This is a genomic window from Oceanicaulis sp., from assembly GCF_051859625.1.
Taxonomy (GTDB): Bacteria; Pseudomonadota; Alphaproteobacteria; order Caulobacterales; family Maricaulaceae; genus Oceanicaulis.
Genome location: NZ_JBHYFH010000001.1, coordinates 176440 through 200350 on the forward strand (window position 1 = coordinate 176440; position 23911 = coordinate 200350).

The 23911-nt window shown below is 62.4% G+C and carries 26 protein-coding genes; 7 read left to right on the plus strand and 19 right to left on the minus strand.

The genetic code is table 11. The annotated features are described in order from the left end of the window. The first annotated feature begins 10 nt into the window (after nt 1-10). On the plus strand, nt 11-1945 hold the full coding sequence (locus tag ACTIGF_RS00855) for an alpha/beta hydrolase family protein (RefSeq protein ID WP_439635067.1): 1935 nt from the start codon (nt 11-13) through the stop codon (nt 1943-1945). Here ACTIGF_RS00855 and ACTIGF_RS00860 read toward each other — a convergent pair. Then, complete coding sequence (locus ACTIGF_RS00860) at nt 1942-2787, minus strand: squalene/phytoene synthase family protein (RefSeq protein ID WP_439635068.1); 846 nt, start codon at nt 2785-2787, stop codon at nt 1942-1944. The genes ACTIGF_RS00855 and ACTIGF_RS00860 overlap by 4 nt on opposite strands. A 139-nt stretch (nt 2788-2926) precedes the next feature. Here ACTIGF_RS00860 and ACTIGF_RS00865 point away from each other — a divergent pair, with 139 nt between their 5' ends. Together ACTIGF_RS00865 and ACTIGF_RS00870 are read left to right on the plus strand one after the other, a co-directional pair. Beyond that, entirely contained in the window at nt 2927-3523 is a 597-nt protein-coding gene (locus ACTIGF_RS00865) for a superoxide dismutase (protein WP_439635069.1), read from the plus strand. Nucleotides 3524-3619: 96 nt separating this feature from the next. Beyond that, nucleotides 3620-4957: a serine hydrolase domain-containing protein gene (locus tag ACTIGF_RS00870; RefSeq protein WP_439635070.1), complete on the plus strand. Its 1338-nt coding sequence runs from the start codon at nt 3620-3622 to the stop codon at nt 4955-4957. Here the strand turns inward: ACTIGF_RS00870 and ACTIGF_RS00875 are convergent. From ACTIGF_RS00875 to ACTIGF_RS00960, 18 genes are all read right to left on the minus strand, one after another. Further along, complete coding sequence (locus ACTIGF_RS00875; protein WP_439635071.1) at nt 4930-5424, minus strand: hypothetical protein; 495 nt, start codon at nt 5422-5424, stop codon at nt 4930-4932. The genes ACTIGF_RS00870 and ACTIGF_RS00875 overlap by 28 nt on opposite strands. A 39-nt stretch (nt 5425-5463) precedes the next feature. Further along, on the minus strand, nt 5464-5832 hold the full coding sequence (locus tag ACTIGF_RS00880; RefSeq protein WP_439635072.1) for an Mth938-like domain-containing protein: 369 nt from the start codon (nt 5830-5832) through the stop codon (nt 5464-5466). Continuing rightward, nucleotides 5822-6805, minus strand: a complete 984-nt coding sequence (gene secF / locus ACTIGF_RS00885) for a protein translocase subunit SecF (RefSeq protein WP_439635073.1) — start codon at nt 6803-6805, stop codon at nt 5822-5824. The genes ACTIGF_RS00880 and secF overlap by 11 nt, the downstream gene beginning before the upstream one ends. Before the next feature lie 12 nt (nt 6806-6817). Then, nucleotides 6818-8452 carry a protein translocase subunit SecD gene (secD, locus tag ACTIGF_RS00890; protein ID WP_439635074.1) on the minus strand — a complete coding sequence of 545 codons (1635 nt, stop codon included), beginning with the start codon at nt 8450-8452 and terminating at the stop codon, nt 6818-6820. Between the two features lie 62 nt (nt 8453-8514). After that, nucleotides 8515-8883 (minus strand): preprotein translocase subunit YajC, encoded by a 369-nt coding sequence (yajC, locus tag ACTIGF_RS00895; RefSeq protein WP_022699820.1) that lies wholly within the window; start codon nt 8881-8883, stop codon nt 8515-8517. 109 nt (nt 8884-8992) lie between these two features. Then, complete coding sequence (locus tag ACTIGF_RS00900) at nt 8993-9910, minus strand: LysM peptidoglycan-binding domain-containing protein (RefSeq protein WP_439635075.1); 918 nt, start codon at nt 9908-9910, stop codon at nt 8993-8995. Between the two features lie 66 nt (nt 9911-9976). Continuing rightward, entirely contained in the window at nt 9977-10387 is a 411-nt protein-coding gene (locus ACTIGF_RS00905; protein ID WP_439635076.1) for a hypothetical protein, read from the minus strand. A gap of 102 nt (nt 10388-10489) precedes the next feature. Continuing rightward, nucleotides 10490-11137 carry a protein-L-isoaspartate(D-aspartate) O-methyltransferase gene (locus tag ACTIGF_RS00910; RefSeq protein ID WP_439635077.1) on the minus strand — a complete coding sequence of 216 codons (648 nt, stop codon included), beginning with the start codon at nt 11135-11137 and terminating at the stop codon, nt 10490-10492. Beyond that, on the minus strand, nt 11134-11919 hold the full coding sequence (gene surE, locus ACTIGF_RS00915; protein WP_439635078.1) for a 5'/3'-nucleotidase SurE: 786 nt from the start codon (nt 11917-11919) through the stop codon (nt 11134-11136). Before surE ends, ACTIGF_RS00910 begins: the two co-directional genes overlap by 4 nt. Continuing rightward, nucleotides 11916-13190 (minus strand): serine--tRNA ligase, encoded by a 1275-nt coding sequence (gene serS / locus ACTIGF_RS00920; protein WP_439635079.1) that lies wholly within the window; start codon nt 13188-13190, stop codon nt 11916-11918. The genes surE and serS overlap by 4 nt, the downstream gene beginning before the upstream one ends. Nucleotides 13191-13307: 117 nt before the next feature. After that, nucleotides 13308-14111, minus strand: a complete 804-nt coding sequence (tatC, locus tag ACTIGF_RS00925; protein ID WP_439635080.1) for a twin-arginine translocase subunit TatC — start codon at nt 14109-14111, stop codon at nt 13308-13310. Continuing rightward, entirely contained in the window at nt 14111-14542 is a 432-nt protein-coding gene (tatB, locus tag ACTIGF_RS00930) for a Sec-independent protein translocase protein TatB (RefSeq protein ID WP_439635081.1), read from the minus strand. Before tatB ends, tatC begins: the two co-directional genes overlap by 1 nt. 3 nt (nt 14543-14545) lie before the next feature. Further along, on the minus strand, nt 14546-14794 hold the full coding sequence (locus tag ACTIGF_RS00935) for a Sec-independent protein translocase TatA (RefSeq protein ID WP_439635082.1): 249 nt from the start codon (nt 14792-14794) through the stop codon (nt 14546-14548). 145 nt (nt 14795-14939) lie between these two features. Further along, nucleotides 14940-15704 (minus strand): SMC-Scp complex subunit ScpB, encoded by a 765-nt coding sequence (scpB, locus tag ACTIGF_RS00940; RefSeq protein WP_439635083.1) that lies wholly within the window; start codon nt 15702-15704, stop codon nt 14940-14942. Further along, complete coding sequence (locus ACTIGF_RS00945; RefSeq protein WP_439635084.1) at nt 15697-16545, minus strand: segregation and condensation protein A; 849 nt, start codon at nt 16543-16545, stop codon at nt 15697-15699. Before ACTIGF_RS00945 ends, scpB begins: the two co-directional genes overlap by 8 nt. After that, nucleotides 16542-17570, minus strand: coding sequence for a beta-N-acetylhexosaminidase (nagZ, locus tag ACTIGF_RS00950; protein ID WP_439635085.1), 1029 nt, complete (start codon nt 17568-17570; stop codon nt 16542-16544). Before nagZ ends, ACTIGF_RS00945 begins: the two co-directional genes overlap by 4 nt. Further along, nucleotides 17567-18379: an SPOR domain-containing protein gene (locus ACTIGF_RS00955; RefSeq protein WP_439635086.1), complete on the minus strand. Its 813-nt coding sequence runs from the start codon at nt 18377-18379 to the stop codon at nt 17567-17569. The genes nagZ and ACTIGF_RS00955 overlap by 4 nt, the downstream gene beginning before the upstream one ends. Before the next feature lie 120 nt (nt 18380-18499). Next, entirely contained in the window at nt 18500-19675 is a 1176-nt protein-coding gene (locus ACTIGF_RS00960; protein ID WP_439635087.1) for a deoxyguanosinetriphosphate triphosphohydrolase, read from the minus strand. 99 nt (nt 19676-19774) lie between these two features. Here ACTIGF_RS00960 and erpA point away from each other — a divergent pair, with 99 nt between their 5' ends. The 4 genes from erpA to ACTIGF_RS00980 all read left to right on the plus strand — a co-directional run bounded on the left by erpA (nt 19775) and on the right by ACTIGF_RS00980 (nt 23876). Then, nucleotides 19775-20119, plus strand: a complete 345-nt coding sequence (gene erpA / locus ACTIGF_RS00965; RefSeq protein WP_439635088.1) for an iron-sulfur cluster insertion protein ErpA — start codon at nt 19775-19777, stop codon at nt 20117-20119. Nucleotides 20120-20193: 74 nt separating this feature from the next. Continuing rightward, nucleotides 20194-20871, plus strand: coding sequence for a nitroreductase (locus ACTIGF_RS00970; RefSeq protein ID WP_439635089.1), 678 nt, complete (start codon nt 20194-20196; stop codon nt 20869-20871). Between the two features lie 118 nt (nt 20872-20989). Further along, a complete protein-coding gene (locus tag ACTIGF_RS00975) occupies nt 20990-22051 on the plus strand; it encodes a helix-turn-helix domain-containing protein (RefSeq protein ID WP_439635090.1) in 1062 nt (353 codons plus the stop codon). Nucleotides 22052-22163: 112 nt separating this feature from the next. Next, nucleotides 22164-23876, plus strand: coding sequence for a serine hydrolase (locus ACTIGF_RS00980; protein ID WP_439635091.1), 1713 nt, complete (start codon nt 22164-22166; stop codon nt 23874-23876). The last annotated feature ends 35 nt before the right edge of the window (nt 23877-23911 follow it).

Below are 23911 nucleotides of genomic sequence, written 5' to 3' on the forward strand. Positions count from 1 at the left end.
GGGGGATTTCATGCTCAAAACTTTGCTCGGCGCCGCCATCGCCTGGGCGTGTGTTTCAGCGTCATCGCTGGCTCAGACGTCTGATGTCATACCGGTTGAACACTTTGCCAGGCTGCCGGCTGGCCAAGGACTGTCGCTGTCTCCGAACGGCGACCGGATTGCGTATATCGCGCACTCAGGCAGCGATCGCTATCTGGTGGTTCAATCGCTGGAAACAGGCGAGCAGGACGCGCTCAACATTAGCAATATGCGCGCCTTTGAAACCTTCTGGGCTGACGAGAATACGCTGATGGCGCGGGTCGGGCGCGCCGCTGATCTGTTTTACATAAGCGGCGATTTTGACTTTCAGGCGCTGTTGACCGTCAACACCGACACCATGGACGCCGAACAGCTGATCCGGGAAGGCCGCGACACCGGGTTCAACCAGAACACCGCGCAAGTAGCAGGCTGGCAGAACGACCGGGCGCGCCTTTTATTGCCCTTGCGTGACGCGAACCAGCATAAAAACCTCTATGCGGTGGACCCTGAAAACGGCAATCGCCGCAGCGTGGTCGCCCGTGGCGCTGTGAACACGCGCTATTGGGTCTCTGACGCCCAAGGGGAGCGTCATGTCCGCGTCAGTTATTCTCAAGATACAGAACGTTTGCGTGTCGCCATTGAGGAAAACGATCAATGGCGCACGCTGATCGAGGAACGTCAGGACATCATTGATCTGGGCGTGGTCGGTTTCTCTCAGGATGGCGAAGCGGTCATCATTTCGCGCACAGCAGACCAGCCCCCCTACGCCAACATCCTGCAGCGTGTGGAATTAGCAGACGGCGCCTTGGGGGAGATCATTTTCTCTGATGATCGCTATGACTTTGACAGCGTTCGCATCGACCCGTATCGCGGCTATGTGGCTGGCGTCGTCATCGAACGTGAGCGACGCGAACGCATCTGGTTTGACTCCGAACTGGCTCAGATTCAGTCAAGCCTTGAAGCCTCATTCGCCGGAAAGAGCGTCTCCCTTATCGACTGGACGCCCGATCGCAGCCGTTTCATCATTTGGGTCGGCAGCGAGGATCAGGCGCCGGTTTATGTTCTGGTGGACCTAACGGCCCGGTCGGCTGATCCGGTGCGTTTGACCTATCCAGAGCTGTTCCGGACGGCGCTGCCGCAGCGGCAGTCAATTCGCTACGCCGCGCGCGACGGCGCCTCCATCCCGGCCTACCTCACCGTGCCAAACACGGAAGGGCCGCACCCTTTTGTGGTCCTGGTGCATGGTGGCCCAGCCTCACGTGATTATGGCGGCTTTGACACCCTGGCTCACATGCTGGCCAGTCAAGGCTATGGCGTCCTCCAGCCGCAATTCCGCGGCTCTGGCGGTTACGGCGTGCAATGGGAGGCGCAAGGCTGGGGGCAGTGGGGAACGGGCGTCATGCAACAGGACGTGACAGACGCCGCCGCCTATCTGCAGCAAGCTGGCCTGACCGAGCAGATCTGCATCGCGGGCGGCAGCTATGGCGGCTACGCGGCGCTCGCAGCAACCGTCTTCACGCCGGATGTCTTTGACTGCGCCATCGCCTTAAACCCCATGACCGATGCTGAGGACTTCCAGCGCTATGTCGGTGAGCGCTATGGCCGCGATTCAGAAACTGTGCGGTATTGGAACCGGTCTTTCAGCGGCGAGGTCCAGGACCGCATATCGGGCGATCTTTTGCGCTCGATTTCACCAGTCAATTACGCGGGCCAGGCGCGCATTCCAGTGCTGCTGCTGCATGGCGAAGATGACAGCGTCGTCCCCTTTCGCCAGAGCCGCGCCATGCATCGCGCCCTGCAGCGCGCAGGCGCGCCGGTCTCCTTCATCCCCCTTGAGGGCGGCGACCATTGGCTGCTCGAGTATGAAACGCGGCTGGAAGCGTATTCCGCCATAGGCGCGTTTCTCGACGAGCAGGTCGGCGACTAGACCCGCCCGGTGAGCGACGCCCAGGTCAGGCGCGCATTCTGGCCGAAGGGCGCGCGCTCGATCTGTTCGCGATACGGATCTTCAAGCGTCTGAGCGGTTTTCAGATAGCCCCGCGCCAGGCTGACATAGCCCAGCGCCGGGAACACCTCGGCGGGGAGCGCGCTGCGGGTGCGGCTCAGCAGACCGGCGGCGTCCTGCGCTTCGCTCAGCAGGCCGGCCAGCGCCGCCTTGGCCGCATCCGATTTGCGCCCCGCCGCCAGATCCGCTTTGCTCAGATCGGCGCCGGCCAGTTCATCGGCGCTGAACGGGGGACGCCCCGCCTGCACCAGGGGCGCAAAGGCGCGCAACAGACCGACAAAGCCCCACAGCCGTCCTGCTGCGGTGATCGCGACGCCCGGCTCTCCGCCCAGATCAAGATCAGGCTTGAGCAGACGCGCGGCGATCTGGATCAACGCGCCTGAGGTGCGGTCCACATAGTCGCGCCGATCTTCGCGCGTGGGGAAAGGACCCTCGCCCAGATCCGCGGCGCGCGCCTCAACCAATCCGGCCAGGCCCGCCTGATCCGGAGCGCCCGGCGCTTCACGCAATTCAGACAGCGCTTCATAGATATCGTGGCGACGCACTTTCGGCGGATCGGTGAACAGATCGCTGACCGCCTCACGCGCCCAGGCGAGACGCATCTCGCCGATCACCGGCTCAGACACCTTGTCGGGAATCTGCGCGATCTCATGATAAAATGCGTACAGCGCATACAGGCGCGCGCGCAATTCAGCGGGCGCAAACAGAGCCGCAGCACGACGTTCAGGATCATTTGCGGCTAACAAGCTGTCGAAATCAGTCACGCTATTCTCTCTGGCCGGTAGACACATACGGGTTGGAACCCATATCTAGCTCGTGCGTAATACCTGAGTATGGCGGTCTTCCAACCGGCCGCCGCACCCTATGAGCACCCTCTCGCTCAAACTCCCAAAGGAGGCCGACATGGCGTTCACTCTTCCCGACCTGCCCTACGCCCAAGACGCTCTGGCGCCGCATATCTCTGCGGAAACCCTGAGCTTCCACCATGGCAAGCACCATAAAGCCTATGTCGACAAGGCCAATGACGCTGTCAAAGGCACCGACCTTGAAAGCCTGAGCCTGGAAGAGCTGATCAAGAAAAGCTGGGCTGACAAGAATATGGGCGTGTTCAACAACGCCGCCCAGATCTGGAACCACACCTTTTACTGGCACTCGATGAAGCCCAATGGCGGCGGCAAGCCGACGGGCGCCATCGCGGACGCCATCGACGCGTCTTTCGGCTCCTATGACAAATTCGTCGAGGAATTCAAAGCCGCCGGCGCCGGCCAGTTCGGCTCGGGCTGGGCCTGGCTTGTGAAGAACGGCGACACGCTGGAAGTGCGCAAGACGCTGAACGCTGAAAACCCGATCACCGACGGCGTCACCCCGCTTCTGACCATGGATGTATGGGAACACGCCTATTATCTCGACTACCAGAACCGCCGCCCGGACTATATCGGCGACTTCCTGGACAAGCTGGTGAACTGGGACTTCGCAAACCAGAATCTGGCGGACGCCTGATCTGGTTCTGCCCTGATCTAATTATACATTGACGAGAAAGGCGGCTGCGGTGAGTTTCACCGCAGCCGTTTTTTTTGGGATTTCAGGGGACCTCTCATGCGGATCAATCTGTCACACTGCCGGAAAGGCGCGTCGCTTGGCGCTCTCACGCTCTTGCTCGCTCTCGGCGCTTGTGACGGCCCCGCCGCCTCGCCTGCTCCCGCACCAGAAGCCGCTTCGCAAGCCGCGCCCGCCCCATCGCCGACGCCGGGCTTTTCTCAAGCGGGTCTCGCCCAGCTCGACAGCCGCCTGGCCGAGCTCGCCAGCGCGCGGCAACGCGCCGGCTATGTGGCCGTGCTCGCCCGCAATGGCGAGGTGATGCACACCTCCACTGCCGGATACGCCGATCTGGAAGCCGACCGCCCCATGACGGCGGACACGGTCGTGCGCATCGCGTCGATGAGCAAACCGGTGACAGCCGTCGCGGCCCTGATGCTGATTGAAGACGGCGTGATCGCGCTCGACGATCCGGTCAGCGATTATATCCCCGCCTTTGCAAATGTGCGCGTCGCCACCGCCTTGCAAAGAGATGAGAGCTTTGAAATCCCCACCACGGACGCCGAGCGACCGATCACTGTGGAGGATCTGCTCACCCACACGTCGGGGCTGGGCTATCTGTTTGATTACCAGTCCAATCTGGGCGCGCTTTATATCGGCAACGATATTTACGCCGCTGAAGGCGACATGGACAGCCGCATGGAGACGCTGGCGGGATTGCCGCTGTATTTCCAGCCCGGCTCCGCCTGGTTTTACTCTTACGCCAGCGATGTTCTCGGCCATCTCGTATCCGTGGCGTCCGGCCAAAGCCTTGAAGACTTCACACAAACGCGGATTTTCCAGCCACTGGGCATGGACGACACCACGTTCTTCCTGCGCGATGATCAGCGTGACCGGTTAGCCGCCGTTTACACCCATGGCGAGGACGGCCAGCTGACGCGGGTTCCCAGCGCTGAAGACACAGTGAGCGTCGCCGCCTTGGAAGCGGGCGGCGCCGGCCTGTTCTCAACCGCCAATGATTATATCCGGTTTGCGCAAATGCTGGCGAATGGCGGCGCGCTGGATGGCGCTCGCCTGCTTTCAGAGGACACCGTCGCCGCCATGAGCACAGCGCACGTCCAGGCCGATCGGATGCCGGATCGTATGGATTCGGTTGATCTCGGCTATGGTTACGGCGTCGGCGTCATCTATGACGGTCCAGGTGAGCATCCGGTGCGCGCACAGGGTGATTTTGGCTGGTCAGGCTATTTCGACACGGAATTCTTCGTCAGCCCGGCCACGGGCATTGTCGCCGTCATCATGAGCCAGGAACAGCCCGGACCGACAACGCCAGACACCATTGGCGCACGCGCTGTCTTCGACCGGTTGGTCTATGACGCGATTTCGTCAGAATCCTGAGCATCGACAGCAACATCAAGCTCATCCAGCGGGTCGCTTCCCAGGTCCATGCCCAGGGCTTCGCCGGCGTCCCGCCAGCTTGAAACCGCAACAACAGAGCCGCCGCGCTTGAGGACGAGCTTGCTGAAATGCGCCGTCCGCATGCGATTGTTTTCATTGTATAGATAGACAATGCGTTCAGGGATCGACCAGGCGTCACCGACCTCATCAAGTAGATCATTGAGGTCTTGCGGCTGCACGACCGGATCTCCCTTGCGGTAGTCGACAATCAGAATAGAATGTTCATTGATCTTGCGTTTGTAATCGGCGATGGCCTTGCCCAATAAAGGCTGAAGGCTCGCCCCTATAAGCCCTGTATAACTTATTCTATTATTGATTGTTTTTTCAATTATTTGAAATTCTGGAACAGCTGGGTTCATTTCAATCGTCATCTTAAAGCCTTGAAAAGCGACATTCGCCTGCGGCATAAGTATGCCCCATGAAACCCCACATATGCTTAAGATTACTTAAACTGGTAACAGGGCCGCCGCCACGTTGCGTCCCTCGCCGGCCAACAGATTATAGGTGCGGCAGGCGGTTGCGGTGTCCATCACTTCCAGCCCGACGCCCGCCTCGCGAAATGCTTGGCGAATGCTGGCGGGGGGATGCACCAGGCGCTCCCCCACGCCCAGGATCAGCATGTCCGGCCGCGTTGAGGCGTTGAGGAAGATCTGAAGGTCTGCAAGCTCCAGCGTATCGCCGGTCCTGGACCAGGCGCGAGCGGCACCGTCCACGATCAAGGTCGCGCCATCCTTTCGCACCCCGGCGATGCGAAAACCGCCATCGCCAAACGCGTCAATCGGAGGCAGGCCGGACCCGGCCGCGTTACGGGGCAAGAGCGCCCCCGCTGCCGTCTTCATTGGCCTCGCGCTTCACCCCGGTCAGGGTCAGAAGCGGCGCCGCCACGAAGATAGACGAATACGTTCCCACGCCCACGCCCCAGATCAACGCCAGTGCGAAGCCTTCCAGCGCAGGACCGCCGATCACCGCCATGGCGACGATGGCGATCATGGTGGTGCCAGAGGTCAGGATGGTGCGCGACAGGGTGGAGTTGATGGCGCCGTTGAGCACATCCACGGTGGGGCGCGTCTTGAACTTGCGGAAGTCTTCGCGAATGCGGTCATAGACGATGACCGTATCGTTCATCGAATAGCCCACGATCGTCAGGATCGCGGCGATGGTGGACAGGTTGAATTCCAGCTGGGTGATGGCGAAGAAGCCGATGGTGGCGATGACGTCGTGGATAAGCGCCAGCACGGCGCCCACCGAATACTGCCACTCGAACCGGAACCAGATGTAGATCAGCATCAAGAGCAGGGCCACGCCGATGGAGCTGGCGCCCGCGACCACCAGTTCGCCTGAGACCTGCGGGCTCAGGGATTCGGTTTTCTGAAACACGATGCCGGGAAAGGCCTCTTCAAGCGCGTTGGAGACCATCTGGCGAACCGCCTGCTGGGCTTCGGCGTCATTGGCGACGCTATAGCCCTCGATCTCGTTCACGCGCTCTGTCGAGACCAGACCCACGCGCACCAGCGCTTCGTCTTCAGCGCCAAAGCCCTGCACCTGGACATCGCCCAGATCAAGACCGGACAGGACCTCACGCAGCGCGCCTGTATCGGCGGGCCCGGGGGTTTTCACTTCAATGGCGGTGCCGCCCTTGAAATCAATGCCGAAATTGAGCCCCAGCGTGGAAAAGGCGGTCAAGGAGCCCAGGATCAACGCCACCGACACCAGGAACGCCACAAAGCGCACCTTGATGAAGGGAATGGCGGTGTCGGTGGGAATGAGGCGGACGAGTGCAAGCGACATGATCGCCTCCCCTTACATGGCCAGCGATTTCGGACGGGCCATTCGCAGCCAGGTCGAAATCAGAAGACGTGAGAACACAAAAGCGGTGAAGACCGAGGTCAGGATGCCGATGCCCAGCGTCACGGCGAAGCCGCGCACGGGCCCCGCGCCCAGCATGTACAGAACCGACGCTGCGATCAGGGTGGTGATGTTGGCGTCCAGAATAGCGGACAGGGCGCGCGAATACCCGGCCTCGAAGGCCGTGGTGACCGTTCGTCCCAATCGGTACTCCTCCCTGACCCGCTCAAAGATCAGCACATTGGCGTCCACCGCCATGCCGATGGTCAAAACGATCCCGGCGATGCCCGGCAGGGTCAAAGTCGCCTGAAGCCCGGACAGGGCGCCGAGCAGCAGCAGGATGTTCGCCAGCAGCGCCATGGTCGAAACAATGCCGAAGAAGCCGTAGGCGAGCGCCATGAACACGATCACCAGGCCGAAGCCGATCAGGACCGCCGTCTCGCCGCGCGCCACCGAATCCGCGCCCAGGCTGGCGGTGACGGTGCGTTGCTCCACCGGCGTCAAACGTGCAGGCAGGGCGCCCGCATTGAGCATGTTGGACAGGTCTGTGGCCGATTGCAGCGTAAAGCCGCCTTCAATGATGCCCGAGCCGCCGGTGATGGCGCTTCGGATCACAGGCGCGGAAATAATGGTGTCGTCGAGCACGATGGCGAAGCGGCGACCGCGGTTCTGGGTGGTCGCTTCTGCAAAAGAGCGGGCGCCGGACGTGTTGAAACGGAAACTCACCGCAGGCTGGCCGTTCTGGTCAAACGCCTGACCGGCGTTCACCAGCTGCTCGCCCGTGACCAGCGCGCGGCGTTGCACGGCGAGATAAGGCTCGCTCGAACGTTCAGACGGCAGGATCATGACGCCGGGGGGCGTCCGGCCCGTACCGTCCGGATTGATGGTGACGCCCTCTTCGACCATGTGGAAGGTCAGGCGCGCCGTGGTGCCGACCAGGTCGATAATGCGCTGAGGATCGCTTTCGCCCGGCACCTGGACCAGAACCCGGTCCTCACCCTGACGGGCGATATTGGGTTCGGTGGTGCCGGTGGAGTCCACACGCCGGCGGATGACCTCGATGGACTGGGTGACCGTGCGCTGACGCACGGCGTCCAGAGCCGCCTCGGTGATGCCCAGACGGATCGTCCGGTCGTCATCGCCCTGATTGATCGTCAGGGTCTGGGTCATCCCTTGCCCGCCCGTGGCGGTGGTGATCGGCTCGTTGAGCTCTTCCAGACGCTCCAGGGCGCGGTCCATGTCGTCGGGACGCGACAACCGAACAATGACCTGGCCTTCCACGACCGCAGGCGAGCCCGCGATCAGGATGGGCGGATCTTCGCGCAGGGCGCTGCGCGCGTCATCCTGCAGGTTCTCAAGCCGCTCCTGGCGCACTTCCTCCATATCCACCTGGAACACCAGGTGCGAGCCCCCGCGCAAATCGAGCCCCAGATTGATCGTCTTGTGCGGCAGAACCGTGAAGACGCCCTTGGGTTCGCCATTGGCGTCCAGACGGACGCTTTCCGGCACGAAATTGGGCAGAGTGAACAGAAGGCCGATCAGGATGACGAGGGTGACGACCGTCGTCTTCCAAGGAGCGAAATACAGCATGGGGCTCTCAAGCGTCCGGCGGCGCCGGGCCGAGGACCCGACGCCGGAATGTCAGTCAGGCCTTAGTCGGAAGACTTGGCGTCGGCGGCGTCATTGGCCGGCTCGGTGCGCGTGCGCACTTCCATGATGGTGTGCTTGAGCACTTTCACCCGGACGCCTTCGGCGAGTTCCACCGTCGCTTCGGCGTCAGCCACACGTGTGACCTTGCCGATCATGCCGCCGGAGGTGACGACTTCATCACCCTTGCGAAGACCTTCAACCATCTCACGATGCGCCTTGGCTTTCTGCTGCTGCGGACGGATCAGCAGGAAGTAGAAGACCACGAAGATCAGGATGAACGGGGCGAATTGCATCAGCATGGGGACGAGTCCGCCTTGTGCGCCTGAAGCGGCGGCGGTGGCGAGAAAGACAGAGTCAGTCGCGGAAAACATGGCGGCTCCGATAAAACGAGCGAGAAAGGGTTGCCGGAATATATCGGTGTCCGCGCCGCATGCAACAAGCCCCGACGGTATGTCGTCACCTGATTTACTCAGCCCGGCCCTATCGGGCGGGTAGAACCTGCATCGGGTCGACCGGGCTGACGCCCCGCCGGACCTCGAAATGGAGCGCTGTTCGGGTTTCTGATCCGGACGAGCCTGCATCGGCGATGTGTTGTCCGGTCGTGACCCGGTCGCCGACATTCACCCGCAAGATCGAGTTGAGGCCGTACGCCGTCACCCAGTTATTGGCGTGACGGACCAGGACCAGCTCGCCATAGCCCTGAAGCTCATTGCCGGCATAAACGACTTCGCCGTCTGCGGCGGCGCGCACCGGATCGCCCAGACGCGCGGCGATGCGGATGCCGTCAATCCGGCTGCCTTCCGCGCCGCCATAAGGCGTGATGACTTGCCCCTGCAACGGCCATTGGAAGCTGGGCGCATTGGCGGTGGAGGCCTGAGGCGGCGGGCTGGCGCGGCGCGGCGGCGGGTCAGACCGGGCGGTTGAACCGCCGCTGCTGGCGACCGGAGGCCGCGCCTGCGCCACAGACCGCGCCGGGCCGTTCACGGACAAATCCTGACCGGGATAAATGGTATAGGGGCGGCGCAGACCGTTCATCTGCGCCAGCTGGTCCGTGCTCATGCCGTGCGCGAGCGCGATCCGATACAGATTATCGCCCCGCCGCACCGTGTAGACGGACGGCCCCGGCAAGCGCAGGCTTTGCCCGGTGCGCAGGGTGTAGGGTTCACGCAAATTGTTTTCAGCCGCCAGGTCCGCGACAGAGACGCCGCAGCGCTGAGCAATCGCGAACAGCGTATCGCCCGGACGAACCGAAACGCTTCGCCCGCAGCTGGCCGTCGAGCGGGGCGCCGCGCTTGATCCATGCTCGATGGGAGCAGGCGCACGCAACGGCGCAGCGCAAGCGGATAACACCGCCGCGACGCTTAGCCCCAGCAAACTTGTGCGCATCATAGGGCGCATACACCCTGTCCTGCCTTGAACTCTGTCCCGGCAGAATGGCGGATGAGCGTTAACCGTGTGTTGACTTTAGCTGGCGTCTTCCGGCAGCGGGCTCAATTTTTCAAATTCACCAATGCCGCAGCTGCCCACAACCGTATCAGAACCTTGATCCATAACGCGCACGATCTCGCCTCGGCACAACTGGGAGCCGGGAACGCTATAGCTGATATAAGTGAACGGGCGCGCTGCAGACCGGCAGCCGCTACCGACACGGGTCAGATAGGCGTCGCGGTTTCTCATCGTCACCAGCCACGCGCTTTCATTGATCGTATCAATGCTGTCGATACGCGTCAGCGACAGGCAGGAGCGGGTCTCGCCCGTCAGTTCATAGCCTTCCGGTACGAACGGCGTTTCATCCGTGTCGTCAGATTGCGACAGCGCGGCGCCCGTCATGACAAGCGAAGCGCTCAATGCCGTCAATGCAGCGAAAAGTTTCATGGGGAGCTCCTTGTGTAACCACGGGACCCAGTCAGACGCGGTCCCGGCCAGGAGATCTTATCACGCCAGAGGGTGAAATCGGAGCCGGTTCTCGAGAAAAGTCTAGAGCGCCCTGGCCTCGCCCGGCACCAAGGGCACGAACCGCACGTCAAACAGGGCGGTTTCAGTCACCTCGCCCTCTTCGGACTTGTCATAGCGCATCAGCGTCTGCACGGGCCCGTTTTGCACCGGCGCGACGCAAATTCCGCCCGGCTTGAGCTGATCGAGCAGCGTGTCGGGGCGCGCCGCCGCAGCGGCGGTGACGATGATGCGGTCAAACGGCGCCTGTTCAGGCCAGCCCAGAGAGCCATCCCCGATGCGGGTGACGATATTGGACAGACGCAAGGCGTGAAACCGCGCTTCGGCTTCCTTGGCCAGAGTGCGATAGCGCTCGACCGTGTAGACGCGGCGCGCCAGACGCGCCAGCACCGCCGCCTGATAGCCAGACCCGGTGCCGATCTCGAGCACCTTGCAGCGATCGTCGAGCTTGAGCGCTTCCGTCATCGCCGCCACCACGAAAGGCTGGGAGATGGTCTGACCGCAATCAATCGGCAAAGGGCGGTTCTCGAACGCCTGATCCGCGAATCCCTCCGGCACGAAGATCTCGCGCGGCGTCCGCTCGATCGCCATCAGCACCTGCTTGTCAGAGACGCCCGCCCGTCGCAGCGCCATCACAAGCTGGATCATGCGGGTGTCGGGCGTGCCGGTCATGGGTTCAGCGTCTCTCCGAGCGCGTCTTTCAGGCGGGTGCGGGCGTCGTAATTGGTCAAGTCCAGATGCAGCGGCGTGATCGAGATCCGCCCCTCATACACAGCACGCAAATCCGTGCCCACGGCCGGGTCGGACAGCTTGCCGTTAAAGCCGAGCCAGTAATAGGCCCGCCCGCGCAGATCCATGCGCTCATCAGCGCGCAGCACGACCTGATCGCGCTTGCCCTGGACAGTGACTTCAGAGCCGGCCACCTGATCGGGCGCCCGGTCAGGGAAGTTCACATTGAGCAGCGTGTTCTGGCTCCAGGGCGTGTCCAGAAGGGCCTTGAGGATGCGCGGGCCATGCTCGCGCGCCGTCTCCCACCGGATTTGCGCCCGGCCTTCAAAGCCATAGGCTTGCGACAGGGCGATGGAGCGCACGCCCATCTGAACGCCATGCATGGCCGCCGCGACCGTTCCGGACATGGTCACATCGTCGGCGATGTTCTGACCGGAATTGACGCCAGACAACAAAAGGTCCGGGCGCCCATCCTTCATCAGGATATCCATCGCCATATGCACGCAATCAGTCGGCGTGCCGGAGACGGAAAAGCGCTGATCGTCAAATTGCTCGACCCGCAGCGGCGCGTTCAGCGTCAGGGCGCGCCCCATGCCTGATTGCTCGTCGGCCGGCGCCACAACCCATACATCGTCAGAGACCGTGCGCGCGATCTCTTCCAGCACTTTCAGGCCTGGCGCATGGATGCCGTCGTCATTGACGAGCAGGATGCGGGGCTGGCTCATGGCTTGATGACCTCAACGCCGCCCATATAGGGCTGCAGCGCTTCCGGGATGCGCACCGAGCCGTCGGCTTGCTGATGGTTTTCAAGGATCGCGACCAGCGCCCGGCCCACCGCCAGGCCCGAGCCATTGAGCGTGTGCAGGAAGTCAGGCTTCTTCTCGCCCTCCTTGCGATAGCGCGCATTCATCCGGCGCGCCTGGAAATCGCCGCAGGTCGAGCACGAGCTGATCTCGCGATAGGTGTCCTGGCTGGGCATCCAGACCTCAAGGTCATAGGTGCGGCGCGCGGAGAAACCCATATCGCCCGTACACAGCTTCATCACCCGGTAAGGCAGCTCCAGACGGCGCAGCACCATCTCGGCGCACTGGGTCATGCGCTCAAGCTCGTCCTCGGACTGCTCGGGCGTGGTGATCGACACCAGCTCCACCTTCAGGAACTGGTGCATGCGGATCAGACCGCGCGTGTCGCGCCCTGCCGACCCCGCTTCGGACCGGAAGCACGGCGTCAGCGCCGTCATACGGATCGGGAAGCTGGCTTCCGCGTGGATGGAGTCGCGCACCAGATTGGTCAGCGGCACTTCCGCGGTGGGGATCAGCCAGCGGTCATCGGTGGTGCGAAACAGGTCTTCGGCGAATTTGGGCAATTGGCCCGTGCCGAACAGCGCGTCATCGCGGACCATGTAAGGCACAGACGTTTCGCGATAGCCGTTCTCGCTCGTCTGAAGGTCCAGCATGAACTGACCCAGCGCTCGTTCCAGCCGCGCCAGCGGGCCTTGCAGCACCGCAAAACGTGCGCCGGACATCGCCGCGGCGCGTTCGAAATCAAGCCCCAGACGCTCGCCCACAGTCACATGATCGGCGACGTCAAAATCAAACTCGCGCGGCTCGCCCCAGCCGCGCACTTCCTCGTTCTCGCTCTCGTCCTTGCCCTCGGGCACGTCGTCTGCGGGACGGTTCGGAAGCGCGGCCAGGTGCTGGTTGAGCACTTCCTCGGCGGTGCGCGCCTCTTCTGTCAGACGCTCCATTTCCGATTTGAGGCTCTCCACATCCGAGCGCAGCGCATTGAAGCGATCTTCATCGCCCTGGGCTTTCGCCTTGCCGATCTCCTTGGACTTTGAGTTGCGCTCGGTCTCGATCTCCTGAAGGCGCGAGGTCGCTTCACGGCGGCGCGCGTCCAGATCAATCAGGCGCTGGGCTTGCGGCTCCATGCCGCGCAGGGCCATGGCGGCGTCGAAAGCCGCCGGCTCATCGCGGATCAGACGGATGTCATGCATGATAAAAACTCAAAGGTCGAACGGTGAAATGGAACCCGCGTGATACTCGCGCAGGCTTCCATCGTCCACACTTCAAATGGATGTGCATGCGCAGTTTACACCGCGAGCAAGCCGCCGTCAGGCGTCGTCTTCGTCCGCTTTGCGCTCGACAAGCTTCACCGCCAGGATCGAAAGGCCGTAAAGCCCGAACATGGCCGCCGCCAGGAAGAGTTGGCTGATCGGGTCGGGCGGCGTCACAAAAGCGGCGAAGGCGGCGATGCCCACCAGAGCGAATTTCCAGAACCGGATCAGATCACCCGAGGTGATGATCCCGGCCTTTCCCAGCAGCGACAACAGCACCGGCAGCTGGAAGCTGATCCCGAAGGCCAGCGCCAAAGTCGTGACCAGATTGAGGTATTCCGACACCCGGGTCAGAAGCTGGATGCTGGCGCGCCCCTCCTGCCCGATCTGCTCCTGGCCCAGCGCGAAGCTCATCACGAAAGGCAGGATGACATAATAAACGAACGCCATCCCCGCCGCGAACAGCAGCGGCGAGGCCAGCAGAAACGGCGCAAAAGCGAGCCGCTCATTCTTGTACAGGCCCGGCCGCACAAACGCCCAGACCTGATAGGCGAGCACCGGGAAGGCCAGCACGATCGCGCCGAACAAGGCGAGCTTGAGTTTGACGAAGAAGAATTCCAGCGGCGCGGTGAAAATCAGCTGCAGGTCCAGCGCGTCGCCGCGCACCTGACGCGCCGCGTCTTCAAACGGCACCAGAAGCACATTGTAGATCCATTCGGCGAAGACGAAACAGATCACAAAGCCGATGACCACAGCGGCCAAAGACCAGATCAGCCTGTCACGCAATTCCTCGAGATGCGCCATCAGCGGCGCGCGCGAGGACTCCACCTCGTCGTCATGCTCAAGCTGGGGCGAATCCATCACCCCTCTCCGGTCTTGGTCGACGGCGCATCAGACGGCTCAGGAGTATCAGAAGCGTCAGGAGCCTCGGGATCGGGGGTCAGCGCTTCACCCGGCAGCGGCTTGGGGTCCGCCATCGGGCGGGCCGTGCGCGGATGGGGACGGTCCTCCATATCGCGCATCATCTCCATATCGGTTTCCAGGAATTCGCGCTCGATATCCTTGATCGGATTGTTGGATTTGAGCGAGCTGATTTCCTTGCGCAATTCGGCGAGCTCCGCCTCGCGGCCCAGCTCGTCAAAACTGCGTTGGAACTCACGCGCCGTAGCGCGGATCTGGCCGATCATCTTGCCGACCCGGCGCACCATGAGCGGCAAGTCCTTGGGACCCACAACCACAAGCGCCAGAATGACGATGACGATCAGCTCCTGAAAACCAAAGGCCGGGTTCATGGCCTAGCCTCCGGTGCGCTCGTCCTCGCGGGTGGACGAGCTATCCTGCGCGCCACCCTCCTCAAGGGCGGCTGAAGCGGACGTCGACGATGATTTTTCATCGTCCTTGTCGCCATCATCGCGCAAGCCTTTGCGGAATTCAGTCACGCCTTTGGCCAGATCGCCCATCAGGCCTGAAATCTTGCCCCGGCCGCCAAACAGCAGCACCAGCAGAACGACAACGATCAGAATGCCGGTCCAATGCGCACCCATGAGACGCTCTCCTTGCAAACACTGTCTGATGCGCTGAACGCGGCAGGCCGCGCGGGGCGCTCAGTTCTCACTTCACTAGAGGATATAAGCGCCGGGGTCCAATAACCCCGTCAGCTCCAGCTCGACATTTCAGTGACACGCGCCGTCAGTCCTCGGACTCGTCGCCTTCCAGAAAATCCATATGGAACTGGGCGGCTTCATCCTCGCTGAACAGATCCTCGTCCGCATCAGGCAGCACATGGCCCGCCGACGGAATGGAGAAGTCCGGCGGCAGGCGGCTGGAGAGCAGCCCCGCCGCTTTGAGATCGGAAACGCCAGGCAGATCTGACAGGTTCGCCAGTCCGAAATAGTCCATGAAGGCGTCCGTCACGCCATACGTGACTGGACGCCCCGGCGTCCGGCGACGCCCGCGCAGGCGAATCCATTTCATTTCCAGCAATTGGTCGAGCGTGCCGCGTGACACCGCCACGCCGCGAATCTCTTCGATTTCCGCGCGGGTGACCGGCTGGTGATAGGCGATGATGGCGAGGGTTTCGAGCGCGGCCTGTGACAGCTTGCGCGGCTCTTCGCGCTCCGTGCGCAAGAGCCAGCCCAGGTCTTCAGCGGTCTGAAACCGCCAGCGCCCGCCCACTTCCACAAGGTTCACCCCCGCATCGGCGTATTTGGCCTGCAGCGCATTGATCAGGCCGCGCACGTCAGTGTCGTCCGGCAGGCGCGCGCGCAATGTGTCGAGATCCAGCGGTTCGGACGCGGCGAACAGCAACGCTTCCACGATGCGCAGCAATTCAGGCTCGTTATCAATCGCCAGCCTGACGCCGGGCGGTCCGGCGTCACCGGCGGGAATCGCCTGGGCCTGGGCGCGCAGCGCCTTGATCGCTTCGGCGATGGGGTCGTTATCCTCTTCAGCCATGCTCAGAGCCCTCCTCGCTTAGAGACAGCCCGGCCGCTTCAGCCACCTGCCGCATCCAGATCGGGGCATAGGTCTCGTCCTGCCTCAGCCGCAGCTCGCCATGCTTGGTGATTTCAAGCGCCGCCAGAAGCGACGAGGCCATGACAGAATCTGAACTGGGCGCGTCATAGCCAAGCTCGTCATCATCGGGCAGCAATTCATCAAGCCGCGCCCAGCCCGTCAGCCCCCGCGTCACATGGGTGAGGCGTTTGCGGGCCTGCTCCAGCCCGTAAACATTGGGCGATTTGGGCTGATAGGTGGCGAAGGCCTCACGCTCGCGCCGCGTGGCGTAAGCCTTCAGAAGATCATAGAGCTCCGCTTCATAAAGCGGGGTGCGGATCGACCGCACGCCCTCGGGCGCGCCGCGCGTAAAGACGTCCCGTCCCTTGAGCGAGCGCACAAACAAGGCATCACCCGCCGCGCGCATGGCCTCCAGCCGGCTCAGACGAAAGGCGAGCGCGGCCGCCATTACTTCAGGTTCGGGCTCGTCATCAACCGGGCGTGGTTTCGGAAGCAGCAGCCGCGATTTGAGATAGGTCAGCCAGGCGGCCATCACGAGATATTCGGCCGCAATGTCGAGCCGGTGCGTGCGCGCCTTGTTGATGAAGACCAGATACTGGTCGGCCAGCTCGACCATGGAGATGACGGCGAGATCGACCTTGTTCTTGCGCGCCAGCGCCAGCAGCAGGTGCAGCGGGCCTTCCCAGCCCCCGATATCGAGAATCAGCGCTTCGGTCGCGCCAGCCTCCTTGGCGGCGGAGAAGTCTTCATCCCCCTCGAAACCGTCAAACAGGTCGGTCATGACGTCAGCGGCACGCCCCCTTGATCAAACAGGGATTTGAGGCGTTTCACGCCCGCCTCGGCGTCAAAGACGTTCGGTCTGTGGCGCGCGTCGAGCGCGCGTCCTGCGCGCTCGGCGGCGTGACCGCCAAGCGCCGGGGCGGCGTGGGCCACCTCAATCATTTCCGCCATCGTGCCATTACAGTGCATCAACAGCTCACAGCCCGCCGCGAGCGCCCGCTCGCCGCGTTGCTGCAAAGAGCCTTCGAGCGCCTGCATGGACAGATCATCAGTCATCAACAGACCATCAAAGCCGATGGCGCCGCGAATGACGCCGTCCACCACGTCGCGCGACTGGGTGGCGGTATGTTCGCTGTCGATGGCGGCGTAGACCACATGGGCCGTCATCGCCATCAGCGCGCCTTCAATGCCCTTGAAGGCCGCAAAGTCACGCGTGGAGAGCGTTTCTGCGTCGGTCGTGACCACCGGCAATTCCAGATGGCTGTCCGCTGCGGCGCGGCCATGACCGGGCAAATGCTTGATCACCCCCAGCACGCCCTGATCGCGCAAGCCGTCCAGCGCCGCCGTGCTCATCTTCGCGATGGGGTCAGGCTCGGTATGTAAGGCGCGATCGCCGATCACGTCATGGGCGCCCGGCACCGACAGGTCCGCGCACGGCGCAAAATCCACATCGATCCCCAGCGCGATCAGCTCGGCGCCCAGAAGTTGATGGTTCAGTTTCACCGCCTCAAGCGCCAGCTCGGGCTCACGATCATAAAGCTCGCCGAAGATGCGCGCGGGCGGCGCAGCGCGCCAATGCGGCGGACGCAGGCGCTGCACCCGGCCGCCTTCCTGGTCGATAAAAACCGGCGCCTCTCGTCCCACCGCCTCGCGCAGCGCGCCGGTCAGCCGACGCACTTGCTTGGGCGTATCCACATTGCGCGCGAACAGGATGAAGCCCCACGGATCGCTATCGCGGAAAAAGGCTTTCTCGTCCGGCGTCAGGGTCTCCCCCTCCAGCCCGTACAGCGCCGCGCTTATGCTCATCGGCGCGCCACCAGGCAGGCCTGACCGCGGGCGTCCAGCGAGGCGCAGAATTGCGCCGCGTCTTCACGGCTGGTGAAGGCGGCGACCCGCAAGCGGTGGAACACGCCGCGATCGCCCAGATCCGCGCGCTGAATGTCAGGCGCATGCCCGATAGCGAGATCAGAGAAGCGGCTGGTGAACGCCACCCAGCCCGCTTCCGCGTCTTCGCGGGACCGGAACGCGCCGATCTGGGCCACATAGGCGCCTTCGGTCTGCGCAGTGGTTTGGGTCCGTGGCTCGGTCCGCGCCGGGGCGGGTTGAGCCGGCGCCGGGTCCGGGCGCGCAGGTTCGGCGCGGACGGGCTCAGGCTCTGGTTCAGGCGCACGCTCGGCGGGCTGGTCCAGCGCATCCGCGCTGGCGGTCTCCACCTGAAGGGCGGGCATTTCGGTCTCTGACGCCGCAGGCTGCTGAGTCACGGGCTCTTCTGAAACCGTGCGCGCGGGCGGCGTTTCAGTTTCAGCCTGATCGCTTTCGCCTTCGCGCAACTCATAGGCCGAGAGGTCCTGATCGGGCGCTTCATAGCCGCCGGGATCTTCAGGGGCCACGCGATAGGGTTCGGCGTCAGCGGTGATCACCGGGTTTTCGCCGCGCTCGCGCACGCCCAGCTGGAAGGTGTTGTACACCACCGCCACGAACAGGATGAACACCACCGCCGAGGCGCCCAGGAACAACCAACCGCGGCGGTCCTGCTCGTCTTCACGCGCATCATAGGTGTCATAGTCATCAGGCGGCGGGGCATAGGCCCCGTAACGGGTGTCGTCGTCGGTCATCTCACGTTCCACACCGGTCAGCGCCACCGTGATTCGGCGGCGAACAGCAGCGTAAACCATAGCAACAGCTTGGACGCAGAGTCGCCCTGTCCGTAGAGATTTTCCACAGTCCGGCGGGTCTTAGCCCCAACCCTCCACGTGGAAGAGCTTGCGGTGCTCCTCAATCGCGTAGCGATCCGTCATCCCGGCGATGTAATCGCACACCACACGCGCCGTCGCTTCCGCGCCTGCGCCGCTGGCGTCCCTCTGAAGCTCGGTCGGCAACAACATGGGGTCAGACAGAAAGGCGGAAAACAGGTCTCGAACAACCATTTTCCCCTTCTCTTTCATCCGCTTGACCTTGTAATGCAGATACATGTTCGCATACAGGAACCGCCGTACGGCGGCGAGGCTTTCCGTCATGCCGTCCGAGAACGCCACCACGGGCTGATCCAGGCTGCGCACGGCGTCGGGGCTGTCCGCGCCGCTCTCTTCAAGGCGGCGCCGGCTCTCTTCCAGAACATCCGCCACCATCAGACCGATCATCTCGCGCACGGCTTCATGGATCAGGATGTTCTCTGAAATATCAGGATAGCGTTCGCGGCAACGCCGGAAGACCTGCCCCACCAGCGGCAGATCCATCAGCTGCTCGATCTTGAGAATCCCTGAGCGCAGGCCGTCATCAATGTCGTGATTATTATAGGCGATGTCGTCTGACAGCGCCGCGATCTGGCCCTCCACCCCGGCATGGGTGTGTAGCTCCAGCGCCTGCCAGCCCGGATAGGCGCGGAAGCCCCAGGGCAGCACTTTGGGATCATCGCCCGCACGCATCAGCGGGCCGTTATGTTTCACGACGCCTTCCAGCGTCTCCCAGGCGAGGTTCAGGCCTTCAAACTCGGGGTAGCGGGTTTCAAGCTTGGTCACCACGCGCAAGGTCTGGGCGTTATGATCAAAGCCGCCGAAATCGACCATGGATTCAGACAGGGCGTCCTCGCCTGAATGTCCAAAGGGCGGATGCCCCAGATCGTGCGCCAGAGCGCTGGCTTCGGCCAGATCCTCATCCACGTTCAAGGCCCGCGCCAGCGTCCGGGCGATCTGGGACACTTCCAGCGAATGGGTCAGGCGGGTGCGGTAGGCGTCGCCTTCATGGGCGACGAAAACTTGCGTCTTTTCCTTGAGCCGGCGAAAGGCGCTGGAATGGATGATCCGGTCGCGGTCGCGCTGGAAAGCGCTTCGCATGGCGCTTTCAGGCTGGGGATGATGGCGGCCGCGGCTTTTCGCCGGATCGCAGGCATAAGAAGCGCGCATCTGGGCCATCTCCTGCTCCATTGTCGGTTGAGGTCTTTTTTCAGGCGTCAGGAACGTCCATATACTGATGCGAGGCCTTAACGCCAGACGTTGAAAGTCAGACCGATCATGACCACAGCCGCCAACATCGCCGATATCTCGTTGTCGGACTCCGCCGCCGCCCAGATCAACCAGATCATCAAGGCGCAAACGGAGGCCCGCTATCTGCGCCTGTCCGTGGAGGGCGGGGGCTGTTCAGGCTTTTCCTACAAGTATGATCTGACCGACACCGCGAATGACGACGATCTGCGCATCGAGCGCAACGGAGCCACTGTGCTGATTGATCCGATGAGCGTGGAGTTTCTGGACGGCTCGGTGATTGACTATGTGGATGAGCTGATCGGCGCGAGCTTCCAGATCAAGAACCCCAACGCCACCGCCGCCTGCGGCTGCGGAACCAGCTTTTCCATCTGATCACGATTATCAATCTGACTGGACAGGCCGACAGGTTTCACGCTCCCTTGTAAAAAATACTCAGAGGAGACTTCATGAGCCAGTCCGTTTCCGACGCCCTCAAAAATCGCATTTCCACCCGCGCCTTTCTCGACACGCCGGTGTCAGAGGATGAATTGCGCGCCGTTCTGGAGGATGCGCGTCGGGCCGCGTCCGGCGGCAATCTGCAGCCGTGGAAAGTCATTGTGGTGGCCGGCGAAGCGCGCCATCGCGTGATCGACGCCGTGTCCAAGAAACTGGCTGAAAACCCGTTTGATGACGAAGCCGCCTTCCCGGTCTATCCTGAAAAACTGTGGGAGCCCTATCGCAGCCGCCGCTATGAGCTGGGCGAGGACATGTACGCGCTCATGGGCGTGCCGCGCGAGGACAAGGCCGCGCGACTGAACTGGCTGATGCAGAATTATCAGTTCTTCGGCGCGCCGGTGGGTTTGTTCTTTGTGATCGACGAACGGATGAACCCCAATCAATGGGCGCATCTGGGCATGTTCATGATGAGCCTCGCCCTCGCCGCCCAGGAACGCGGCCTCGCCACCTGTTTTCAGGAAGCCTGGACGCCCCATTGCAAAACCGTGGGCCAGGCGCTGGGCGTTGAAAGCCCGGATCAGGTCTATTGCGGCATGGCGCTGGGCCATGCCGACCCTGACGCGCCGGTCAACAGGCTGCGCGCCAAACGCGCCTCTGTGGACGAAATCGCCCGGTTTGAAGGATTTTGACCGGCCGCTTGCTTTCTGCGCGCATCCGCACGGATTCTGAACGTCATAGCCCGGGGGGCGGGTCATAGAGATCACGCTGGTCAATTTCTTTTCGGTCATGTCCATCCTGACCGGATTCATGTGCGTGTTGCTGGCCTGTTTCCTGGTGCTGGCGCCCAATCCCCGCACCTTGCCGAACCGCTTTCTGGCCGCGTTCCTGTTGCTCACCGCCATTGAGCTCAGCGGATGGCTGTGGGTGGACGCCGGCAATCAGGCGCATTGGACGAACGCCCTGAGACTGGCGTTGGGCAAGCTGCAAATGCCCGTGTTTCTCGGCTTCTTTCTGGCGTCCTGCTATGCCGACTTCCGGCTGAAATGGCGCGACGCCCTGCACCTCATTCCCATGACGATGGCGCTCTGGCTGGCCCTGCCGGGCGATCAACTGCATCTGAGCCCAGGAGACTATTCGAGCGTCAATCTCAGCCCCGCCGAGCAGGCGGCCTTCACCGTCGGCTCTCACCTGCTCTATTACGGCTATATGGCCATGGTGATCTGGGTTCTGGTGCGCTTCTGGACCCTGTATCGCAATCAGCATGCTGCGGGGCGGTCACAGACTTTGCTCTGGCTGACCCAATTGGCCGGCGCCTCGCTCTTCGCCCATACGCTAATCCTGCTGAGGGATGTGCTGAATCTCTCACCAGCCCATGCCGTGGTGCTGCCGCTCCAGCTTCTGGGCGCCGTGCTCGCACTGGGCATCACCACATGGATCGCCCTGAAATCCTTGCTGCACCCCGAACTCTTCCGCGATGTAGACCGACGCCTGATCAGCCTCAGCTCACGCCCAGCCTCGCCTCACGCCCCGGACCTTCAGCGCGTGCTGGCCTATATGGACTCCCAGACCCCCTATCTGGATCCCAACCTTAATCTGGCGCGTCTGTCTGACCAGTTGGCGATGACCCCGCGAGAAGTGTCCGAGCTGTTGAACCAGTCTCACGGGGTTCACTTCTTTGACTTCATCAATCGCTACCGGGTGCGTCACGCCCAATCACTGCTGGAAGCGCAGGACGGACAGAGCGTCCTGCAGATTTTGCACGCGTCCGGTTTCAATTCGAAATCATCGTTCAACACCGCGTTCAAAAAACACACAGGTCTGACGCCCAGCGCCTTCAGAAAGAATTTGCAAACTGTACAAACTGCTTAGCAGGTTTTCGAACGGGTCCGGCTTTCCCGAACAGGTTCGATTTCATGATCTCGGTCGCAAGCAGCGGGCAGGCCGGGCCATCTGACCCTCGCGACAATACGAGGGTTCATCCATGGTCATTCAAAACGCTCATCTCTGCCTGCTCGGCGCTGCGCTGACACTGCTCACAAGCGCCTGCAACGCATCATCTGAAACCGCCAAAGTCGAAACCATGCCGCCTGAAATCGTCCAGGCGGAAGCCCTGATCGCGCCCTGGCGGACGGATGACGCTCCGGGCCTGTCGATCGCCATATCGGTCAATGACGAGATTGTCTTTGCGCGAGGCGCTGGCCTCGCCAATCTCGAACATGGCATCGCCATCACACCAGACACCGCCTTCCAGGTGGCTTCGATCTCAAAACAGTTCACGGCCTTCAGCACGCTGATGCTCGTCTCGGATGGGCAGATTGATCTGGACGCCGACATCCGCACCTATCTGCCCGAGCTCTCCCCTCACCCGCAGACCGTCACCGTGCGGCATCTGCTTGATCATATGGGGGGCCTTCGCGAGCTGACCTCGCTGAGCGTTATGGCGGGCTGGATGGCGGATGATATCCGCCAGCGCGACCGGGAGCTGGAGCTGATCAGCCGTCAAACGGGCGTGAATTTCCCCGCGGGCGCCGAAGTCGAGTACAGCAATACCGGCTACACCCTGCTCAGCCATATCGTGGCGCGTGTGTCTGGCCAGTCTTTCCACGACTTCACCCGCGAGCGGATTTTTGAACCGCTGGGCATGACCAACACCCGCTTTCCGGAAAGCCGCAACGCGCTCATCGCCTCGCGCGCAGCGTCCTACTACCCGACCCGCGACGGTTTCGCGAACGTCGTCGCCGCCAATGAAACTGCCGGGTCAACGGGCCTGTTCACTACGGCGTCCGACCTTCTGAAATGGGCGGAGAATTTCGAGACCCGCACAGTGGGGGACGACCGTGTTTTCGCGCTGATGGCGGAACGGTCGACAGCGGCGAATGGCGACACCTCCGTCTTCGGCAGAGGTCAGGAATTGCGCGTGTATAACGGCCTTGAGACCTGGTCGCATGGCGGAACGGATGCGGGCTACCGCGCCTTCCTGCTGCGTATTCCGAGCGAAGATTTCGAGCTCAGCGTGATGAGCAATCGGACCGATTTCGACAGCGCCGGGCTGGCGTTCGCGCTCGCTGACACCTTTCTCGGCGACAGCGCCAATTATATTGCTGAACCAGATCCGGACTGGTCCCCCGCCACGCCGGCGCAACTGGCGGCCTATGCCGGGGATTATGAAATCCAGCCTGGCATGGTCTTTACGATCACCGCCCGCGATGACGGATTGCTGTTGGGCCCGCTCGGAGCACCCGCTGACGAGCTGCAGCCTTTGCCGCAAATCGCCGAGCGCGCCTTCATGCTCAATCCGGGCTCGGACATCTCACTGGTGTTCGCCGAACCGGTGAACGGCGCCTCGCCCTTTTTTGACTACACGATCGGACTGCATGGCTCTTTGAAAGCGCCGCGTGTTGAACGGGCCCCGTTTGACGCCGCGAGCGTCACTCTGGTCGAGTTTGCAGGCGTTTATGAAAGCGAGGAGCTCGCCACCGCCTATACGGTCACAGCGTCAGATGACGGCCTGATGATCACTCATGCCCGGACCGGGAGTTTTGAGGCTGTGGCGTACCAGGACGACACCTTCTCCTCCTTCAGCGGCGCCATGCGGAAACTGGCATTCATCCGCAATGAGCAGGGGGAAATCACAGGGTTTTATGGCTCCGCACCCCTCGTTGATCGCGTCGCTTTTACCCGTCGCGATCGCTAGACAAGCATCTGCACTCAGGCTCGCCCTCCGCGTAA

What these genes read in the sequence shown, in the direction of transcription:
- secF (WP_439635073.1), bottom strand. Translation starts at nt 6,805, where the DNA reads ATGTCGCTTGCACTCGTCCGCCTCATTCCCACCGACACCGCCATTCCC.
- ACTIGF_RS00865 (WP_439635069.1), top strand. Translation starts at nt 2,927, where the DNA reads ATGGCGTTCACTCTTCCCGACCTGCCCTACGCCCAAGACGCTCTGGCG.
- ACTIGF_RS00980 (WP_439635091.1), top strand. Translation starts at nt 22,164, where the DNA reads ATGGTCATTCAAAACGCTCATCTCTGCCTGCTCGGCGCTGCGCTGACA.
- ACTIGF_RS00975 (WP_439635090.1), top strand. Translation starts at nt 20,990, where the DNA reads ATGTGCGTGTTGCTGGCCTGTTTCCTGGTGCTGGCGCCCAATCCCCGC.
- scpB (WP_439635083.1), bottom strand. Translation starts at nt 15,704, where the DNA reads ATGGCTGAAGAGGATAACGACCCCATCGCCGAAGCGATCAAGGCGCTG.
- ACTIGF_RS00945 (WP_439635084.1), bottom strand. Translation starts at nt 16,545, where the DNA reads ATGACCGACCTGTTTGACGGTTTCGAGGGGGATGAAGACTTCTCCGCC.
- secD (WP_439635074.1), bottom strand. Translation starts at nt 8,452, where the DNA reads ATGCTGTATTTCGCTCCTTGGAAGACGACGGTCGTCACCCTCGTCATC.
- ACTIGF_RS00900 (WP_439635075.1), bottom strand. Translation starts at nt 9,910, where the DNA reads ATGCGCCCTATGATGCGCACAAGTTTGCTGGGGCTAAGCGTCGCGGCG.
- tatB (WP_439635081.1), bottom strand. Translation starts at nt 14,542, where the DNA reads ATGAACCCGGCCTTTGGTTTTCAGGAGCTGATCGTCATCGTCATTCTG.
- yajC (WP_022699820.1), bottom strand. Translation starts at nt 8,883, where the DNA reads ATGTTTTCCGCGACTGACTCTGTCTTTCTCGCCACCGCCGCCGCTTCA.
- surE (WP_439635078.1), bottom strand. Translation starts at nt 11,919, where the DNA reads ATGAGCCAGCCCCGCATCCTGCTCGTCAATGACGACGGCATCCATGCG.
- ACTIGF_RS00910 (WP_439635077.1), bottom strand. Translation starts at nt 11,137, where the DNA reads ATGACCGGCACGCCCGACACCCGCATGATCCAGCTTGTGATGGCGCTG.
- ACTIGF_RS00960 (WP_439635087.1), bottom strand. Translation starts at nt 19,675, where the DNA reads ATGGCCCAGATGCGCGCTTCTTATGCCTGCGATCCGGCGAAAAGCCGC.
- serS (WP_439635079.1), bottom strand. Translation starts at nt 13,190, where the DNA reads ATGCATGACATCCGTCTGATCCGCGATGAGCCGGCGGCTTTCGACGCC.
- erpA (WP_439635088.1), top strand. Translation starts at nt 19,775, where the DNA reads ATGACCACAGCCGCCAACATCGCCGATATCTCGTTGTCGGACTCCGCC.
- ACTIGF_RS00870 (WP_439635070.1), top strand. Translation starts at nt 3,620, where the DNA reads ATGCGGATCAATCTGTCACACTGCCGGAAAGGCGCGTCGCTTGGCGCT.
- ACTIGF_RS00855 (WP_439635067.1), top strand. Translation starts at nt 11, where the DNA reads ATGCTCAAAACTTTGCTCGGCGCCGCCATCGCCTGGGCGTGTGTTTCA.
- ACTIGF_RS00905 (WP_439635076.1), bottom strand. Translation starts at nt 10,387, where the DNA reads ATGAAACTTTTCGCTGCATTGACGGCATTGAGCGCTTCGCTTGTCATG.
- ACTIGF_RS00970 (WP_439635089.1), top strand. Translation starts at nt 20,194, where the DNA reads ATGAGCCAGTCCGTTTCCGACGCCCTCAAAAATCGCATTTCCACCCGC.
- ACTIGF_RS00955 (WP_439635086.1), bottom strand. Translation starts at nt 18,379, where the DNA reads ATGACCGACGACGACACCCGTTACGGGGCCTATGCCCCGCCGCCTGAT.
- ACTIGF_RS00935 (WP_439635082.1), bottom strand. Translation starts at nt 14,794, where the DNA reads ATGGGTGCGCATTGGACCGGCATTCTGATCGTTGTCGTTCTGCTGGTG.
- ACTIGF_RS00875 (WP_439635071.1), bottom strand. Translation starts at nt 5,424, where the DNA reads ATGCCGCAGGCGAATGTCGCTTTTCAAGGCTTTAAGATGACGATTGAA.
- nagZ (WP_439635085.1), bottom strand. Translation starts at nt 17,570, where the DNA reads ATGAGCATAAGCGCGGCGCTGTACGGGCTGGAGGGGGAGACCCTGACG.
- tatC (WP_439635080.1), bottom strand. Translation starts at nt 14,111, where the DNA reads ATGGATTCGCCCCAGCTTGAGCATGACGACGAGGTGGAGTCCTCGCGC.